Consider the following 17,191-nt stretch of genomic DNA (forward strand, 5'->3'; position numbering starts at 1 on the left):
AAAAGGACGAACACGATGTTTGATCTGACTGGCCGCAAGGCTCTCATCACCGGCGCAACCGGCGGCATCGGCGAGGAAATCGCCCGTATGCTGCACGCGCAGGGCGCAACTGTCGGTCTTCACGGCACCCGCGTCGAAAAGCTGGAGGCTCTGGCTTCCGAGCTTGGCGAACGCGTCAAGATTTTTCCGGCGAACCTTTCCGATCGCGCCGAAGTGAAAGCACTCGGCGAAAAAGCCGAGGCTGAACTGGAAGGCGTGGATATCCTCGTCAACAATGCCGGTATTACCAAGGACGGCCTGTTCGTTCGCATGAGCGACGAAGACTGGGACAACGTTCTGGAAGTGAACCTGACCGCCATGTTCCGCCTGACACGGGAACTGACGCACCCGATGATGCGCCGCCGTTTCGGCCGTATCATCAACATTACGTCGATTGTTGGCGTCACCGGCAATCCGGGTCAGGCGAACTACTGCGCCTCCAAGGCCGGTATGATCGGCTTTTCCAAGTCGCTGGCGCAGGAAATCGCAACGCGCAATGTCACCGTCAACTGCGTGGCTCCAGGCTTCATCGAAAGCGCGATGACGGACAAGCTCAACGACAAGCAGAAAGACGCCATCATGGGCGCAATTCCCATGAAGCGCATGGGCACCGGCGCAGAAGTCGCGTCCGCCGTGCTGTACCTGGCTTCGAACGAAGCGGGCTACATGACGGGCCAGACGCTGCACGTCAACGGCGGCATGGCGATGATTTAACAACGTCGCCTGAACGGTGGCTGCAAATAAAATTGCCTGTAGAGTGCGTGTGTTAGCGTTATTTTAAGGCTTTTTTCCCGCAACAAACCGTGTTAAGCGGGCGAAGACTGTGAACAGTCGTCCCGGAACGAATAGCGACCGTTGCGATTTTATGCGACGATGTTTAGCTTGAACCGGGTTGAACGGGTTTGCCCACGGCGTTTTTCTTGAAAGACGCTTGGGGGTTTTAACAGGGCAGGGTGCCTAAAAAGGGCATTCCTTTCAAAGTAAAGGTCGAGGAAACCGACATGAGCGATATCGCAGAACGCGTAAAGAAAATTGTAGTTGATCATCTTGGCGTTGACGCCGACAAAGTCGTTGAAGGCGCAAGCTTCATCGATGATCTGGGCGCTGACTCGCTCGACACCGTTGAACTGGTCATGGCGTTCGAAGAAGAATTCGGCGTTGAAATTCCAGACGACGCAGCTGACTCGATCCTGACTGTTGGCGACGCTGTAAAGTTCATCGAAAAGGCTCAGGCCTAATCATTGAACGGAGGGAAGGCGTTTTCGTGCCTTCCCGATATGGCCCGGCCCGTCCGGGCCAATATTTTATCGTGCGGTCCTTTAGCACCTGATCGGCGCTTTCCGTACGCTGCAATTACCGACGATGGGATGATGAGGGCAGAGCATTGACTTTGAGACGTGTCGTTATCACCGGTACCGGCATGGTATCTCCTCTTGGCTGCGGAACGGAAATCAGCTGGGAGCGGCTTCTCGCCGGACAGAACGGTGCCCGTCTCGTCACTGAATTCGAGGTTGACGATCTTCCCGCCAAAATAGCCTGCCGTATCCCTGTTGGCGATGGCACCGACGGCACCTTCAATCCAGATGACTGGATGGAGCCGAAGGAGCAGCGCAAGGTCGACCCTTTCATCGTTTACGGCATGGCCGCTGCCGAGATGGCGCTGAACGACGCCAATTGGCATCCGGAAACCGACGAAGACCAGATCATGACCGGCGTCCTGATCGGCTCCGGCATTGGTGGCCTCGAAGGCATCGTCGAGGCTGGCTACACACTTCGCGACAAGGGTCCGCGCCGCATATCCCCTTTCTTTATCCCGGGCCGTTTGATCAACCTCATCTCCGGTCAGGTCTCAATAAGGCATAAGCTGCGCGGCCCGAACCACTCCGTCGTCACAGCCTGCTCCACCGGCGCGCACGCGATCGGCGATGCAAGCCGTTTGATCGCGCTTGGCGATGCGGATGTCATGGTCGCTGGCGGTGCCGAGTCGCCTGTCTGCCGCATTTCGCTCGCTGGCTTTGCCGCCTGCAAGGCGCTCTCCACGCAGCACAATGACGATCCGCAAAAGGCTTCGCGTCCCTATGATCGTGACCGTGACGGCTTCGTCATGGGCGAGGGTGCCGGTATCGTCGTTCTGGAAGAGTTGGAACACGCCAAGGCGCGCGGTGCCAAGATTTACGCGGAAGTCGTCGGCTACGGTCTGTCTGGCGATGCCTTCCATATCACTGCCCCATCGGAAGATGGCGAAGGTGCCTATCGCTGCATGTCCATGGCGCTGAAGCGCGCCGGTCTGACGGCTGCCGATATCGACTACATCAATGCACACGGCACCTCGACCATGGCCGATACCATCGAGCTTGGCGCGGTCGAACGCCTCGTCGGCGATGCTGCATCGAATATTTCCATGTCCTCTACCAAGTCTGCGACTGGCCATCTTCTGGGGGCCGCAGGCGCAATCGAGGCAATTTTTGCAACGCTCGCGATCCGCGACAATATCGTTCCGCCGACGCTCAATCTCGATAATCCAGACGTCGAAACGGCCATTGATCTCGTCCCGCATACGGCACGCAAGCGCGACGTTAACGTGGCGCTTTCGAACTCCTTTGGCTTCGGCGGCACCAATGCCTCGCTGGTTCTTCGCCGTTACGAAGCCTGACCGGACAGCGGCACTTGCCGTTTCGTCGGGAATCACCCAAAAACGCTTCAGCTATCCCGGTGTAACAGCCGGGATAACTTTATCTGCCAATACTCGAGGGGCGTTGCCCTAAACGGAGTTGGCAAGACGGAAAATGCTTGTCTTCACAAACGAATATGTGTTGGCTGTTTCCGTCAGTCGTGAGTGCAGAATAGCCTGCCGAACCTGTTTTTTGCCGCATTGCCTGCTCAAACAAGCCGCTGTAATGCCGAACTGAAAAGGACCGCCGGTGAGCGATACGAGAGATGACAATCAGGCCCCCTACGGACGCGAAAGCTCGACCGAGAGCAAGGGCGGCCCGATCATTCCAAAGTCGCCTACCGAGGCACTAAGACCGGAAAAGGTCCCAGAGCCGCCAAAGCGCTCGAAGAAGGCGCACAGTCAGCTCGTGATCTTTCTGAATTTCGTCATGACGCTGTTGGTTGCCGTGGCGGTGATCGGAATTGCCGGCTTCTACTACATGATCAGCTCGTTTCATGAGGCGGGTCCGCTGCAGACGAACGCTACCTTTACCGTTCGCAATGGCGCAGGTCTGGCGGAAATCGCCGGCAACCTTGAGCGCGACGGTGCCATTTCAAACGCCCGAATCTTCCGGCTGATGGCGGATCGTTATCTCCAGCAGGGCCAGACGCCGAAGCCTGGTGAATACGAGATCAAAGCCCGGACCTCGATGAAGGACATTCTGGCACTGCTGGAATCCGGCAAGTCCATTCTTTACACGGTGTCCGTTCCCGAGGGGCTTACGGTAAAGCAGATATTTGCAAGGTTGGCGGCTGAACAGACTTTGGAAGGCGATCTGCCTGCGGACCTGCCGCCGGAAGGCAGTCTACGCCCCGATACCTATCCCTTCACGCGCGGCACAAAGCGCGAGGAGATCGTGCATCAGATGCGCGCCGCCCAGACAAGGCTTGTCGAACTTTTGTGGGAACGCCGCGATCCGAACCTGCCGATTAAAACGGTCGAAGAGTTTGTGACGCTCGCTTCCATCGTCGAGAAGGAAACCGGCAAGGACGACGAACGTGGACATGTAGCATCGGTCTTCTACAACCGCATCAACAAGAAGATGCGCCTGCAATCGGATCCGACCATCATTTACGGTTTGTTCGGCGGCGAAGGAAAGCCCGCGGATCGCCCAATCTATCAGTCCGATTTGCAGAAAGAGACGCCGTTCAATACCTACATCATCCGTGGCCTGCCGCCGCACCCGATCGCCAACCCGGGGCGCGCCGCGCTCGAAGCGACAGCCAATCCATGGCGCACGGACGATCTTTACTTTGTCGCCGATGGCACAGGCGGTCACGCGTTCGCCAAAACTCTGGACGAGCACAATGCGAATGTCCGCCGATGGCGCAAGGTCGAAGCCGAAAAGGCAGCGGCTGGCGGAACCCCGGAAACGGTCGTGGATGGGCAGCCGGACGGATCTCAGGCAGAAAGACCAGCCAATTAAACAGTATTTTTCGCGGCACCCACAAGGTGCCGCGTTCGTATCTTCCGGGTAGGGGTCACAATGACATTGCAATCCATGACGGGCTTTGCGCGCAGCGAAGGCTTTTCCGGCAACGGCCGTTGGGCGTGGGAACTACGCTCGGTAAACGGCAAAGGGCTCGATTTGCGCTTACGCCTGCCTTCGGGCATGGAGGCTTTGGAAGCGCAACTGCGAGACATCGCCGCCAAGAGCCTTTCTCGAGGCAATATTCAGGCCGGTCTCAGTCTTTCCGCGTCCGAAACCAAACTTGAAGCGGTGGTCAACCGTGATGCCCTGGACGCGGTGCTTGCGTTGAAACAGGAGCTTGGCAGCGTCGTCAGCGATGGGCCGCTCAGCTTCGATACGCTTCTATCCGTGCGCGGCCTCGTCGAGTTTCGCGAGCCGGAGGAAAGCGCAGACGCCCGGGAGGCGCGCCACCGCGATATCGCTGCCGGCTTCGCAGCAGCTATTGCAGACCTCAAAGCCATGCGCGAGCGCGAGGGCCAATCACTCTTTGCCATCCTTTCCGCCCATATCGACCTGATCGAGCAGTTAACGCGAACAATCGAAGACGATCCATCCCGCCAGCCGGAAAACATCCGCGAACGTCTGGCCGCGCAGATCGCCCTGATTGGTGACGGGAATGCCACTCTGGACCGCGACCGGCTTCATGCCGAAGCGGCGCTCTTAGCAACGAAAGCGGATTTGCGCGAAGAGATAGACCGGCTGAATGCTCATGTCGCGGCTTCTCGTGAGCTATTGCAAAACGGCGGGCCGGTTGGCCGCAAGCTCGACTTTCTTGCACAGGAATTTAACCGCGAGTCGAATACAATCTGTTCCAAATCCAATGCCAGTGCTGTAACCGCTGCAGGGATAGAATTGAAAGTGGTTATCGATCAATTCCGCGAACAGGTCCAAAATCTGGAGTAGGTCCATGGCGCCAGCGAATAGCTCTCCCGTTCAGATCGCCCGCAGAGGGCTGATGCTGGTGATTTCCTCTCCCTCAGGGGCAGGTAAATCGACGATTGCGCGTAATCTGCTCGAAAAGGACAAGAACATCAGCCTGTCCGTAAGCGTGACGACGCGTCCACGCCGACAGAGTGAGATCGAGGGCATCCACTATCACTTCATTTCCAAGCGTGACTTCGAAGTGATGCGCGACAGCGACTCCCTTCTTGAGTGGGCAGAGGTTCACGGAAATTTCTACGGCACACCGCGTCAGCCGGTCGAAGCAGCCATGTCTGAAGGTAAGGACATGCTGTTCGATATCGATTGGCAGGGTGCAGAGCAGCTTCAAGACAAGATGAGCGCAGATGTCGTCTCCATCTTCATTTTGCCGCCGACCATGACGGAACTGCAATCTCGCCTTCACCGCCGCGCCGAAGATACGGAGGAGGTCATCCAGACCCGCCTCGCCAACTCCCGCGCCGAAATCGAGCATTGGCACGACTACGACTACGTTATCCTGAACGACGACCTTCAGGCCGCCTTTGAAGCCGTGGAGGCCATCGTCAAATCCGAGCGTGTTCGTCGTGACCGCCGCCACGGTATGTTCGATTTCGTGCGTGGTCTGTTGGAAGAAGTGCCTAATCTCCATTCCGCTCCCGCCAAAACCTAAAGCATTCTGCTGCTCTCAATTGTCGGGATATCAAGCAGTATCGGATGCGATACTGCTCTGAAGATCAGTGGCTGCCTCAGCGACGCGACAAAATGTCGAATTCAAAGACGTCAGGTTTGCGCCTATGTATCATCAGCTTCGTTCGAACGAAGAGTATGCATGTGGCGATGAACCATTCGTCAGACAATTCGGGTGAATAACCATGAAATACCATCAGCATTTCCGCGCGCGCAGTCGTGAGATGAATCGCGCGGCGGTCGTTGCCGCTTTTCTAGATGCCTATGACTTCACCGAGGAGTATTTGTGATGGAATGGGTAGAGTGGTTCCCAATCGTCATGCTGCCGTTCAAGATCATCGTTGTCGGTGTCGGCATGTACTACTCCATCAAGTGGCATCACGACCAGGACAAGAAGAAGCGGGAAGAAGAAGAGCAGCGAAACCGGAAGGCCGCAGAGAGCCTTCCCACGCACCCTTGACGCTTCGGATCAGGCACAAAGATAGTCTACAGGCTATTCGCCAGTCGTACGAACTCTTCAACTGAAAGCGTTTCGGCACGCCGTGTAGGATCGATACCTGCTTTTTCAAGCAACGCCTCGCCGCCAATGCTTTTCACGCTTTGGCGCAGCATCTTGCGTCGTTGGCCGAAGGCGGCTTCTGTGACTTTTTCGAGATTGGCCACATTGCAGGGCAGCGGCTTGTCCTTCGGTAGAAGATGCACAACCGTGGACGTCACTTTCGGCGGCGGGCTGAAGGCTTGCGGGGGCACATCAAATGCCATTTCCGGCACCGTGCGCCATCCAGTCAGCACGCCAAGACGACCGTAATGATTGTCGCCTTCTTCAGCCACGATCCGCTGACCGACCTCCCTCTGGAACATCAGCGTCATCGATAGCCAGAACGGCGGCCAATGCTTTGGCAGCAGCCAGTTGACCAGCAACTGCGTGCCGACATTATAAGGCAGGTTGGCAATGATGCGGACGGGCTCACCCTTCGGCACCAGTGCCTCGAAATCGGTTTTCAACGCATCGCCCTCGATCACCTCGAGGCGTCCTGGATAATGATCGGCTATTTCCGCCAGAGCGGGCAGGCAACGGCTGTCGCGCTCCACCGCAATAACCTTCTTCGCGCCGAGCGAAAGAATGGCACGCGTCAGACCGCCGGGACCGGGACCGACCTCGAAGACGGTAACACCGTCGAGTGGACCTGCGGTGCGGGCGATCTTTTGGGTGAGATTGAGGTCGAACAGGAAGTTCTGTCCAAGCGATTTCTTTGCATCCAGCCCGTGGCGTTGGATAACGTCCCGAAGAGGCGGAAGACCGTCGATTGCTGCCATTATGCTGTTGCCTGTCTCGCTGCTATTTCCGCAGCCATTTTGAGGGCTGCGACGAGGCTTGATTCGTTGGCGATGCCCTGACCCGCAATGCCGAAGGCAGTGCCGTGGTCTGGCGAAGTGCGGATGAAAGGCAGACCGAGGGTGACGTTGACTGAATCATCGAAGCCGAGCGCCTTGGCCGGGATCAAGCCCTGATCATGATACATGCAGATTGCCACGTCGTATCGCTTGCGCGCGGCATCGTGAAACATCGTATCGGCCGGCAACGGACCAAAAGCGTCGATTCCGTCTTTCCGAAGTTGGATAGTCGCCGGATGGATGATGTCGCGGTCTTCTGAGCCGATTGCACCGTCCTCGCCCGCATGGGGGTTCAGTCCCGCAACCGCCAAACGTGGTGCCTCGATGCCGAACTTCTCACGCAGATCGCGCGCCACGATCCGGCAAGTGTCCAGTATAAGTTCCTCGGTCAATGCACCGGGAATATCCTTGACCGGAATATGGATGGTGACGGGAACGACACGCAGTTTCGGTCCTGCAATCATCATCACCGGTCTTGCTACCAGCCCGGAGTGTTTTAGGGCGAGGTCTGCCAGAAACTCCGTGTGACCTGGAAAACCGAAGCCTGCTTCGTACAGCACAGATTTCGCAATCGGGTTGGTTACGACTGCCGTCGTTCTTTTCTGCACGGTCAGTTCAACCGCTGTCTCAATGGCCTTGATTGTCGCGTGTGCCGCACCCGTATGGGGTTGACCGGCCTGAACCTCGAAACCAACGGCAACGGGTAAAACGGGAAGTGCTGAGCCGAAAGCGGCGGTGGCCTCTTCAGGTTCGCATGTCTTTAATTCGAGCGACACACCCAGAATGTGCGCACGGCTGATCAGAACGTCAGGATCGCCGATAAAAATGAATGGTGGCAGGTCAAGTTCTGCGCGCTTTGCCCAAGCGGCGATGGCAATGTCCGGTCCGATGCCCGCGGGATCGCCTTGAGTTAGCGCTAAAGGCAGTTGAAGCGATGTCACGGCAGTCGAGCTTTCATGTGAGAGCGGCGGGCCGTAGACTTCGAATGAAATGCAAGTGACCCAAAAAAGAACTTCAGAAGTAATGGCTGGGCATCGATCAATCGAGACCCAGCCGCGATCAATCAGGTGCTGGTGATTTGCGCCTTCTTGCGCAGCTCGTCCAGATACTTCTTCTCATTCGGGTTTTCACCCTTTTCCGCCTTCGTCAAATCTTCTGCGCGGAAGACGACTTCCGCAGCGTAGTCATCGGAAACCTGCTGCTTTTTACAGACCGCAAGGTACTCGACCCCCTTTTCAGTGACGCGCGTACCAGTGGTGCCACCTTCTGGCGTCTTTTCGACCAGAGGTTTCCAGTCTGCCGGCAATTCTGGCTCGAGCATACGGCCAAGATCCTTGATCGAGACATCGAGCATGGTCGCCGCAAAGGTTTTTGCCTGCTCGCAGCCGGGATAGCGCTTGCGAGACGCTTCAGCCTCGGACTTGCGTTTGCCGACGATCGACTTCTTGGATTCTGGAACGACGAAAATGACCTGCTGGAGGAAATACTCGTTCGTCGTAGGCTTGCTGCCAGTTTCCTTCAGGCGCGTAACGAAATCCTGCGTCGACATGCGATTGCGCCCGCCGTAGCGCGCGTTGACGAGACGTGGCCAGCTCATCTGCACAGCGATGAAGGCCTTGAAATGCTCGGCACCGACGCCAGCCTGTGCCAGAACCTTTGTTAGCTGATCCGTCGTCATTTTATTGGTCGCGGCAAAGCGCGCGAAGGATGCATCGACGTCGGAAGTGCTGACGGACATCTTTACGCGGGCGATTTCCTCGCGCTTCAACGCTTCGTCTATAAGCTGTTCACGTGCCTTCTCGTTGAGATTGCCGGACTGACGCTGCAGCTTGAGGAAGGCGACACGCTTGCCGATATCGTCGGAAGTGATCGGCGTCTTGTTGACCACCACCTTGACCGCGCTCGCTGCAAAAGCCTGGTTAGCCTGCGGCGCAATCACCATGGGAACTGCGAAGATCGCAAAGGCGAATGCAACGCTACGCATTGCCTTCTTTCCGAAATTCATCGTGTTCTCTCCCTGTCAGCGAGCCGCTGCCTCGAAGGCGCGGCGTTGCTTTTAAACGATCACCACAACTCGCATGGAATGAATTGCGCCAGTCATGGTGCTTTTGATTACAGTTTTACCGTGAACGTGACCGTGTATATCATCGGAACGAATAGAACGGCAATCACCCGAGACAAGCAGATCGTAGATATGTACGGCAAAAACGTGACGTTGCTGCTCAGTGCGTTATCAAATAACAGTCAAATTCACTTAAGAACGGACAAAAGAAAACGGCGGGAAAAATCCCGCCGCCTTGATCAGTAGTTGTTAGGCCGCCAGCCGATATCGGCCTCTTCCCAATCCTCGCCTGCGGAGCCCACGCTGATGTCGCCAAGCGTTCTGAAAGCCAGCCGCGCATTGATCGACCAGTCATTGGCAGCTTCACGGTTGGAGTCGATGTTACCCTCGTCGGAGTAACTGACCGTGAAGATCGTGCATTCGTCCTGATAGAGGACGCCGATACGGCGCTCGCTGGAGAACTTGTTGTTAAGATCGTAATTGATCGAACCAAACAGTGCCCAATTATCGTCCAGGCGCAGCTTTCCAGATGTCTGGATGATGTCGCGGTCGCGATCATAGCCGTAATCCGGCTGTGCCTTCACCTGCGTGTAGCTGACCTTCGCCGTCACACGGTTGTCTGTGTAGCTGACAGCATTTTCCATGCGATTGACGTCGAAATTGTCCTTGTCGAAGCGGAAGCTGCTCGAGAACGACAGACCAATCGGCGCATCGACCGCAGCCATCGCAACATAATCCGAGCGATCGGTTTCCAGACCGGAATTCGCGCCGACATTGACCAGATCGTTCGAAGCAAACGAATTATCGCCCGCAAGATGGAAGGACTGGCCGGCAATGGCTCGAATGCCATAGCCATTATCGAAGGTGCCATTATAGCGGAAGCCGATATTGGCGCGCGTGCCGCCTTCGATACGGTCAAAGCCGGTGAATTTGTCCCGCTCGAAGAGGTTCGTCGCATCGAAGACGAAAGCCTGCGAATCTTCGTTCGGCAACTCTCCAGCATATTGCTCGTTCGGGCGAACGAAAATTTGCGCAATCGGCTCGATCACATGGTTGCTGTTGAGCGCTGTGAACAGAATTGGATAACGTGCTTCAAGTCCAAACGTCGCCATGCCGCGCATCGCAGCGCCGTCATTGATCGTGCCATCATACGGAGTAGGGCCGAAGCTGTTGGCCGACATATCCGTCCAAAGCGCGTCGCCACGGGCTGCTAAAAGCGGTGTCAATTGCAAGCCGCTGTCGAATGTCAACGTGCGCTTCCATTCGGCTTCCGTTGAAAAACGCGTATAGCTGCCTTCCATACCGTTGTATCGGACAGAAGGACCCAACGCGTAAGCATCCTCGGCACGACGCGAAAGGCTCGTCAGGTTGGCGGTCAGCGACAGCTCACCGCCGTAAACAGGGTCTGGCACGAAGTAACGATAGTCGAGGGCGGGATGAACGATTGCCTGACGGCGCTCGTCTGCCTCCGAGTCGTCCTTATCCTGAACGTTGAAATAATACGCGTTTGCCTCGAAGGAATTACGCTCACCAAGGCCGTTCAGGTACAGCTTGTTGGTCTGAACTTCGTCTTTGTAGTCCTTCAGTCCGTAGGTGCGGGCGAAGTTGTTGTCGCTCTGGATCATCGCATCCCAGCCAAAGGCCCAGCGGGGATTGATGTCGAATTCGCCCTTTGATGCCGCCATGCCACGCGTCTTGTTCAGCGCATCGCTGGTGTTGGGGTCGAAATCCTCCTGGTTCTGTTGGCTTATGCCTGCCAGACGCACCGTGTGCGTGCCCATCTCGAAACGTTGGCGCACTTCTGCCTCAAGCAGAAGTCCCTGCGATGTGTAATAGGTCGGCGTGATCGTGGCGTCTGCGCTGTCGCCCAGTACCTGATAATAAGGCACGCCGACGCCAAAACCGAGATTGTCTGTCACGCTGAATTTCGGGAACAAAAAGCCCGATTTGCGCTTTACCCGGTTGTCCGGGACCGTGATGAAGGGGAGATAAGCTATCGACTTACCGAAAAGCTCGAAGCGTGCCTTCTCAAGACGCACGGTTTGGCTCTTGCCATCCTGAATGACGCGCTCAGCCTTCACCTGCCAGAGCGGTGGTTTGTCAGGACGTTCCGCGCAGGGAAGACAGGCGGTATAGATGCCGTTGTTGAGGATCATGACATCCTCATTAACGCGTTCCGCGCTTTCACCGATAATGCGGGTGTTGTCAGTCGTTTCGACGCGCAGTGCGTTGACGAAGCCCTGGCTGAAATTGTCCGTTACATCCAGATCGTCGGCATAGATGCGGTTGCCAGTCGGCTCGATCAACTCGATGTTGCCGCGGGCAAGCACACGACCAGTCGATTGGTTATATTCAACGCGCTGGGCCACCATGCGGTAGCCCGAATAGTTCATGCGAACACCACCCGTCGCAACGACGCGTTGTGAGTCACGATTATATGTCAGTTCGTTTGCTGTAAGCAGGAGTTTTGATTGGTCTTGCGCGTCGCCAACAATAACGCCGTCTTCCGCAAAAACGCTGGAAGCCGTCGCTACATATGCGCACACAGCAGCCCCTGTCAGAAGGGCCGTCGCAAGCCGTCTGATATTCCCGCGGTCAAATACCGCCACTAGCCGTCCTCCTGATGAAGCAGAATGGTTGCACCTAACGCCAACGCTACGACGACTGGAACCCAGACCGCAGTGAAGGGCGGAACAACGCCGCTACTCCCGAATGCCCTTACGAGCACGGTTACTACATAAAGCACGAAGCCGGAAACGATTCCACCCAGAATCACTGAACGAGACTGTGCAAAACGGCTGAACTTTAATGAAACAGTCGCGGCAATCAAGGTCATCGCCACGAGAAGAAAGGGCATGGAGAGCAGGAAGTGATACTGCGTCTCGAGCGCCTTCGAAGACAGGCCGAAGGACTGAGCAACTTCGATTTTGCGAGAAAGATCAAAGAAAGCAACGGTTTCCGGCTGGGTAAGCCTTTCCTGAACGAATTCCCGTCTCAGATTGGTACTGATGCGCGCCGTCGATTCCCGCGTTGGTACATGCCCGGGCGTGATCGTCGAAACATCGTTAAGAAGCCAGTAACCATCTTCCAATTTGGCCGACCTGGCGTCCTGTCTGGAGAGGATATTGCCATCCTTGTCGAGGTGTATCAGCACCACATCCTGAAGCAGCGTGCCGTTGTCCTCGAAGCTCTTGGCTCCGATGATCGTATCCTGCCCGCCGCTGCTCTGGCGCAACCAGGGTAAGACTTGCTGCTGGCGCGAGGTGCCGCCTTCGTTTCGCCACCCAGCCTCGACCGCCAGCGATTTGCTTTCCCCCCATGCCGCTATCGGATTGATAACGGTAATTGCCAGAATGCCAAGGAGGATCGCGCCGCCGATGAAGGGAAGTATGAATTGCCAGACAGAAATGCCTGCCGCACGCGTAACGACCAGCTCGTAGCGGCGGTTGAGCGAGATCAGCGTCGTCATGCCGACGAACAGCGCTACGAAGGGTATCGTCTGTTGAAGGATAAGCGGGAGGCGAAGCGCGGTGAGGCCAAGTGCCGCCGGTACGGAGTAACCGGGCAGACCAGACATGCGTCTTGCCGTTTCGCTGAAGTCCGCGAGAAAGATGATCGAGGATACGCCAAGAAGAAACCAGAAGGTCGTGATGGCGTAGCGCTTGAGGAAGTAACGGGCGAGGGTGCCGAACATCATGAGCCTTGCCCTCCGGTGCTGGAAGGCTTGGGCGGCGACACGCGTTTTTGCATAGCCTGTATCGCGTTATGCAGGAACGCGGGAAGCCTCAACCTCTTGCCCGTCGCAAGCAGATAGGCGCAAATGATACCGCTTATGACGGGAACGGCATAAACAAAGGGGATGAAGGCGGCATTCTGCTTGACCTGATTGGTGAAGTAGAAACCAAGCCAGCGAAGCGTGAACGCGGCCACCAATGCGGCTACCATCGGGTGCAGCCGGGCCTCACGGTGAGAACGGGCATCCGCGGCGACGACCAGCGAAATCAGCGCGAAGACGAACGGGAACATCCAGTCCACCAGACGGCGATGCAATTCGGAGCGAAAGCCGCCGGGCGACTTCTTGTAGCTATCCACAGTCTCGTCGGGAGACAGCAGAAAGGCGAGACTGGCATCGCTGGATGAAAGCGATGGTTGACTGTCAGCCTTTTCCGACATGGTGGAAAGGTCGAAGGCGTAGGACAGGAACTTGACGACGGAAACCTTGCCGTCAGGCGTCTTCTGCTGCACTTCACCATCTCTCATGGTGAGCGACGTGCCGCCCTCATCGATCATGCCTTCCTTGGCGTAATAGATGAGATCGTAATTCGGATCGCGACGATCCGCGACGAACAGGCCCCGCAATATACGGCCCTGACGCTCGGCAATCTGTACGTAAAGCCCATCCTGAATGGTGCGGAAGGTCTTTTCCTCAATGACCGAGGACAAAAGATCGGCGTATGCCGCGGCCACCATTTGGCGCGCGGCGGTGCGCGCAGGGGGCTCGGCGAAATTGGTTATGCCGAAAGAAACGACGCTGAGAACTGCGCCGAGAATGAGGATCGGCTTGTAGATGAGCGTTCGGCGCGCACCGGAAGCATCGATGATGGCTAGTTCCGAATCGGTATTCATCGCCGTAAGCGTCTGCGTGATGCCGATGACAAGCGCGAACGGCAAAACGACGGGAATAAGCGTTGGCAGCAGCATCGTCGCCAGCGTCATGAACGAACCCATCGACTGGCCGCTATCCGTTACCAGATTGATTCTCTGGAGCACCTGAATGGTCCAGATGATGGCAAGCACGGGCAAGAGCGCGACGAGAAACATCTGCGTCGTACGTCGCAATATGTATCTTTCAAGAAGCGCCATTTGGTCCCTGGTGACGTTTTTTCATTCTTTTCCCCTTTCGGGAACCGGCCCTATGTAATCGCAACGATCCCGGATGGCTATTCCGCATTGCTCACAAATCTGTTTTGCGCAGTTATTTTTCTCACGGCTGTGTCTTTTTGTGGAAGTTTGCGGAAAATCGATTTCCCGTCGAATGAGCTTCTGCGGACGGTGATCCACAAATTAGCCACGGGTAAGTTCCATTGCGGGGTTGCGCGCAGAGTTTAAAACGCCATGATCCTCCGCGACCCCAGATCAAGAAGAGATGAGCATCCACATGTCCGCCAAATTCGATATATCCTTCACAAATTCCGCCTCTTTTAATAACGCGACCGCCCTTCTGGTGCAGGTTCAGGGGGAGAACGCCGCCGCCGGTCAGGCGCAGGTCGATCCTGCAGGCGTGCTGGAGAAGGCTGCAAAGATTTCGGGCTTCTCCGCGAAGTCGATGAGTGTACTGGACGTGTTGGCCCCCCAGGGCTCGCAAGCGGATCGAATCGTCGTGATCGGCCTTGGTAAAGCAGCGAAACTGACGGCACATGACTGGCTGCGAGCAGGCGGAACGGCAGCTGCGAATTTCAAGAAGGCTGAAAAGGTCGTCGTCTATCTGGATGCGCTGGGCATAGAGGTCGATGGAAAGGCCGCTGCCGATTTTGCGCTGGGCCTGCTGCTCCGTGCCTATAGCTTCGATACCTATAAGACGAAGAAGAAGTCGGATGAAGACAAGGTACCGAAGAGCGTCGAAGTCACCATCGTCACGGCAGCATCCGATCAGGCGAAGGAGGCTTTCGAGACGGCGCAAGCAATCGCAGGCGGCGTTACTCTAGCGCGCGATCTCGTCAACCTTCCGCCGAACGTGCTTGGCCCGGTCGAGTTTGCCGAAAAGGCGGAAGAGCTGAAGAAGCTTGGCGTCGAGGTGGAGATCCTCGGCGAGAAAGAAATGAAGAAGCTCGGCATGGGCGCGCTTTTGGGCGTCGCCCAAGGTTCTGTTCGCCCGCCGCGACTCGCCATCATGCAGTGGAAGGGCGGGTCGAAGAAGGATGAGCCGATTGCCTTCGTCGGCAAAGGCGTCGTGTTCGATACCGGCGGTATCTCATTGAAGCCGGGCGCGGGTATGGAAGACATGAAGGGCGATATGGGCGGCGCCGCTGCCGTTACCGGTCTTATGCACGCGTTGGCTTCTCGCAAAGCAAAGGCCAATGTCGTCGGCGTCATCGGTCTGGTCGAAAACATGCCGGACGGAAACGCCCAGCGCCCCGGCGATATCGTCACGTCCATGTCAGGCCAGACCATCGAGATCATCAACACCGATGCTGAAGGCCGCCTCGTTCTGGCCGATGCGCTCTGGTACACGAATGACCGGTTCAAACCGAAATTCATGATCAATCTTGCCACGTTGACTGGTGCGATCACGGTCGCGCTCGGTAATCTTCAGGCAGGTCTGTTCTCTAATGATGATGAACTGGCGGAACGTTTGAGCAAGGTCGGCGAAACGACGCAGGAGAAACTGTGGCGCATGCCACTCGGCAAGGAATTCGACAAGATCATCGATTCGAAATTTGCTGATATGAAAAACAGTTCCGGCCGCCTTGCAGGCTCCATTACCGCCGCGCAGTTCCTCAAGCGGTTCGTTGGCGATACGCCTTGGGCGCATCTGGATATCGCCGGAACCGCGATGGGTTCGCCGCTCAACGAAATCAACCAATCCTGGGGCTCCGGTTACGGCGTGCGTCTGCTGGACGAACTGGTGCGCGCCCACTACGAAGGTTGAACTCCAAACGAAAGGTGGCATCGCTTCGATGACGGAAGTTCTTTTTTATCATCTGACAGAATCCAAGCTGGAAGATGCGCTGCCGCCACTTCTGGAAAAATCGCTGGAACGCGGCTGGAAGGTCGCGGTCCAGACGGCGGGCGAGGAGAGGCGTGATGCTCTCGACACCCGCCTATGGACATTTCGCGACGACAGCTTTCTGCCGCATGGCACGGATGCCTCTGCCGCACCCGCCGACCAGCCTGTGCTTTTGACGGCAACGGACGAAAACGCCAATGCCGCAACCGTCCGCTTCATCGTGGACGGCGGCGAGCCTCCTCCACTCGATGCCTATGAACGAATTGTCTTCATGTTCGATGGATATGACGCCGCACAGTTGGAGGGCGCACGCAGCCAGTGGAAAAAGCTGAAAGGCGAGGGGCACACGCTGACATACTGGCAACAATCGCCGGAAGGGCGTTGGCAGAAGAAGGCTTGAGACTAAGCTCAACCTGACCTGGCCGAGACAGACTTACTCGCTGATCGCGATGGATTGTTGAATTGCAAGCACCGCTGTCTTCAATGGTGCGATATGATCCGTGACGACCGCCCAAATCACCTCGTCGGCGATCTTATGATATTCATGACGCAGAATATTGCCGATGCCCCTGATCTGTCTCCACGGAATGTCGGGAGCAACGCTAAGAAGCTCATCGGGGATATGTCGCGCGGCTTCTGACGCGATTTCCAAAGCCCGCTGCACGGCAAACTTCAAAAGCCAGTTGCTTTCGAAATCCGCCAGCGATTTGCCCGCAGTATGAATTTCAATGCCTTCAATGGCGTCCAGCATTTCGGCCAGTACAGGCCTGACGTTGCGTTTCGCCATCAGAAAACCCGCACCGCTGACTGTTCGATATCATGGCGGAGCATAGGGTGAAGACTGTTGCGGGTGGTGATGTCCACTTCGACGGAAAGTTCTTCCTCCAGAAACTGCTTGATACCAACCAGTTCTAAAAGTGAAAATTTCTGCGCCGGATCATAGTCAATGAAAACGTCGATATCACTCGAAGCTTGAGCCTCGTTCCGAGCGGTCGATCCGAACAGATAAAGAGCTGTTGCACCCATGCTTCTGACGGCATCGGCATGTTTCTCAAGGTTTCGAATGGCCAGCGCTTTTTCCATGCGGGCACCCTACATCAATGTCCGGCAATCATCCAGTTTCATGAACAGGCTATCTTTTCGTCGTCCAGAAGCGAAAACCGTCAACTTACACAA

Annotated in this window: 17 protein-coding genes; 9 read left to right on the forward strand and 8 right to left on the reverse strand. The window is 56.4% G+C overall.

Annotated features, from left to right (window positions below):
- Window positions 1-15: 15 nt before the first annotated feature.
- The 7 genes from fabG to G6L28_RS05345 all read left to right on the forward strand — a co-directional run bounded on the left by fabG (window position 16) and on the right by G6L28_RS05345 (window position 6,291).
- Window positions 16-753: a 3-oxoacyl-[acyl-carrier-protein] reductase gene (fabG, locus tag G6L28_RS05315; RefSeq protein WP_174062755.1), complete on the forward strand. Its 738-nt coding sequence runs from the start codon at window positions 16-18 to the stop codon at window positions 751-753.
- Window positions 754-1,040: 287 nt separating this feature from the next.
- Window positions 1,041-1,277, forward strand: a complete 237-nt coding sequence (locus G6L28_RS05320; RefSeq protein ID WP_027675866.1) for an acyl carrier protein — start codon at window positions 1,041-1,043, stop codon at window positions 1,275-1,277.
- Between the two features lie 152 nt (window positions 1,278-1,429).
- Entirely contained in the window at window positions 1,430-2,692 is a 1,263-nt protein-coding gene (gene fabF, locus G6L28_RS05325; protein ID WP_174062903.1) for a beta-ketoacyl-ACP synthase II, read from the forward strand.
- Window positions 2,693-2,960: 268 nt separating this feature from the next.
- Window positions 2,961-4,178 (forward strand): endolytic transglycosylase MltG, encoded by a 1,218-nt coding sequence (gene mltG / locus G6L28_RS05330; RefSeq protein WP_174062756.1) that lies wholly within the window; start codon window positions 2,961-2,963, stop codon window positions 4,176-4,178.
- A gap of 60 nt (window positions 4,179-4,238) precedes the next feature.
- Window positions 4,239-5,126 carry a YicC/YloC family endoribonuclease gene (locus G6L28_RS05335; RefSeq protein WP_174062757.1) on the forward strand — a complete coding sequence of 296 codons (888 nt, stop codon included), beginning with the start codon at window positions 4,239-4,241 and terminating at the stop codon, window positions 5,124-5,126.
- A gap of 4 nt (window positions 5,127-5,130) precedes the next feature.
- On the forward strand, window positions 5,131-5,814 hold the full coding sequence (gene gmk, locus G6L28_RS05340; protein WP_174062758.1) for a guanylate kinase: 684 nt from the start codon (window positions 5,131-5,133) through the stop codon (window positions 5,812-5,814).
- 306 nt (window positions 5,815-6,120) lie between these two features.
- Entirely contained in the window at window positions 6,121-6,291 is a 171-nt protein-coding gene (locus G6L28_RS05345) for a hypothetical protein (protein ID WP_174062759.1), read from the forward strand.
- Between the two features lie 26 nt (window positions 6,292-6,317).
- Here the strand turns inward: G6L28_RS05345 and rsmA are convergent, their stop codons facing one another.
- The 6 genes from rsmA to lptF form a co-directional block, all read right to left on the reverse strand.
- The gene (gene rsmA / locus G6L28_RS05350) at window positions 6,318-7,148 is read right to left on the reverse strand and encodes a 16S rRNA (adenine(1518)-N(6)/adenine(1519)-N(6))-dimethyltransferase RsmA (protein ID WP_174062760.1); all 831 of its coding nucleotides are present in this window, start codon (window positions 7,146-7,148) and stop codon (window positions 6,318-6,320) included.
- Window positions 7,148-8,167, reverse strand: coding sequence for a 4-hydroxythreonine-4-phosphate dehydrogenase PdxA (gene pdxA, locus G6L28_RS05355; protein WP_174062761.1), 1,020 nt, complete (start codon window positions 8,165-8,167; stop codon window positions 7,148-7,150). The genes rsmA and pdxA overlap by 1 nt, the downstream gene beginning before the upstream one ends.
- Before the next feature lie 122 nt (window positions 8,168-8,289).
- Window positions 8,290-9,231, reverse strand: a complete 942-nt coding sequence (locus tag G6L28_RS05360) for a peptidylprolyl isomerase (protein WP_174062762.1) — start codon at window positions 9,229-9,231, stop codon at window positions 8,290-8,292.
- A 296-nt stretch (window positions 9,232-9,527) separates the two neighbouring features.
- Complete coding sequence (locus G6L28_RS05365; RefSeq protein WP_174062763.1) at window positions 9,528-11,897, reverse strand: LPS assembly protein LptD; 2,370 nt, start codon at window positions 11,895-11,897, stop codon at window positions 9,528-9,530.
- Window positions 11,897-12,985: an LPS export ABC transporter permease LptG gene (lptG, locus tag G6L28_RS05370; protein WP_174062764.1), complete on the reverse strand. Its 1,089-nt coding sequence runs from the start codon at window positions 12,983-12,985 to the stop codon at window positions 11,897-11,899. The genes G6L28_RS05365 and lptG overlap by 1 nt, the downstream gene beginning before the upstream one ends.
- Window positions 12,982-14,151, reverse strand: a complete 1,170-nt coding sequence (lptF, locus tag G6L28_RS05375; protein WP_174062765.1) for an LPS export ABC transporter permease LptF — start codon at window positions 14,149-14,151, stop codon at window positions 12,982-12,984. The genes lptG and lptF overlap by 4 nt, the downstream gene beginning before the upstream one ends.
- A 295-nt stretch (window positions 14,152-14,446) precedes the next feature.
- Between lptF and G6L28_RS05380 the strand changes: the two genes are divergently transcribed.
- Complete coding sequence (locus G6L28_RS05380) at window positions 14,447-15,937, forward strand: leucyl aminopeptidase (RefSeq protein WP_174062766.1); 1,491 nt, start codon at window positions 14,447-14,449, stop codon at window positions 15,935-15,937.
- A gap of 28 nt (window positions 15,938-15,965) precedes the next feature.
- On the forward strand, window positions 15,966-16,415 hold the full coding sequence (locus tag G6L28_RS05385; RefSeq protein ID WP_174062767.1) for a DNA polymerase III subunit chi: 450 nt from the start codon (window positions 15,966-15,968) through the stop codon (window positions 16,413-16,415).
- A 33-nt stretch (window positions 16,416-16,448) separates the two neighbouring features.
- On the opposite strand, the gene G6L28_RS05390 is transcribed toward G6L28_RS05385, so the two are convergent.
- Window positions 16,449-16,802 carry a HepT-like ribonuclease domain-containing protein gene (locus G6L28_RS05390; RefSeq protein ID WP_174062768.1) on the reverse strand — a complete coding sequence of 118 codons (354 nt, stop codon included), beginning with the start codon at window positions 16,800-16,802 and terminating at the stop codon, window positions 16,449-16,451.
- A complete protein-coding gene (locus tag G6L28_RS05395; protein WP_174062769.1) occupies window positions 16,802-17,098 on the reverse strand; it encodes a nucleotidyltransferase family protein in 297 nt (98 codons plus the stop codon). The genes G6L28_RS05390 and G6L28_RS05395 overlap by 1 nt, the downstream gene beginning before the upstream one ends.
- Window positions 17,099-17,191 lie beyond the last annotated feature (93 nt).

Origin of the sequence: Agrobacterium larrymoorei, assembly GCF_013322225.1 — a bacterium.
Classification (GTDB): domain Bacteria; phylum Pseudomonadota; class Alphaproteobacteria; order Rhizobiales; family Rhizobiaceae; genus Agrobacterium; species Agrobacterium larrymoorei_A.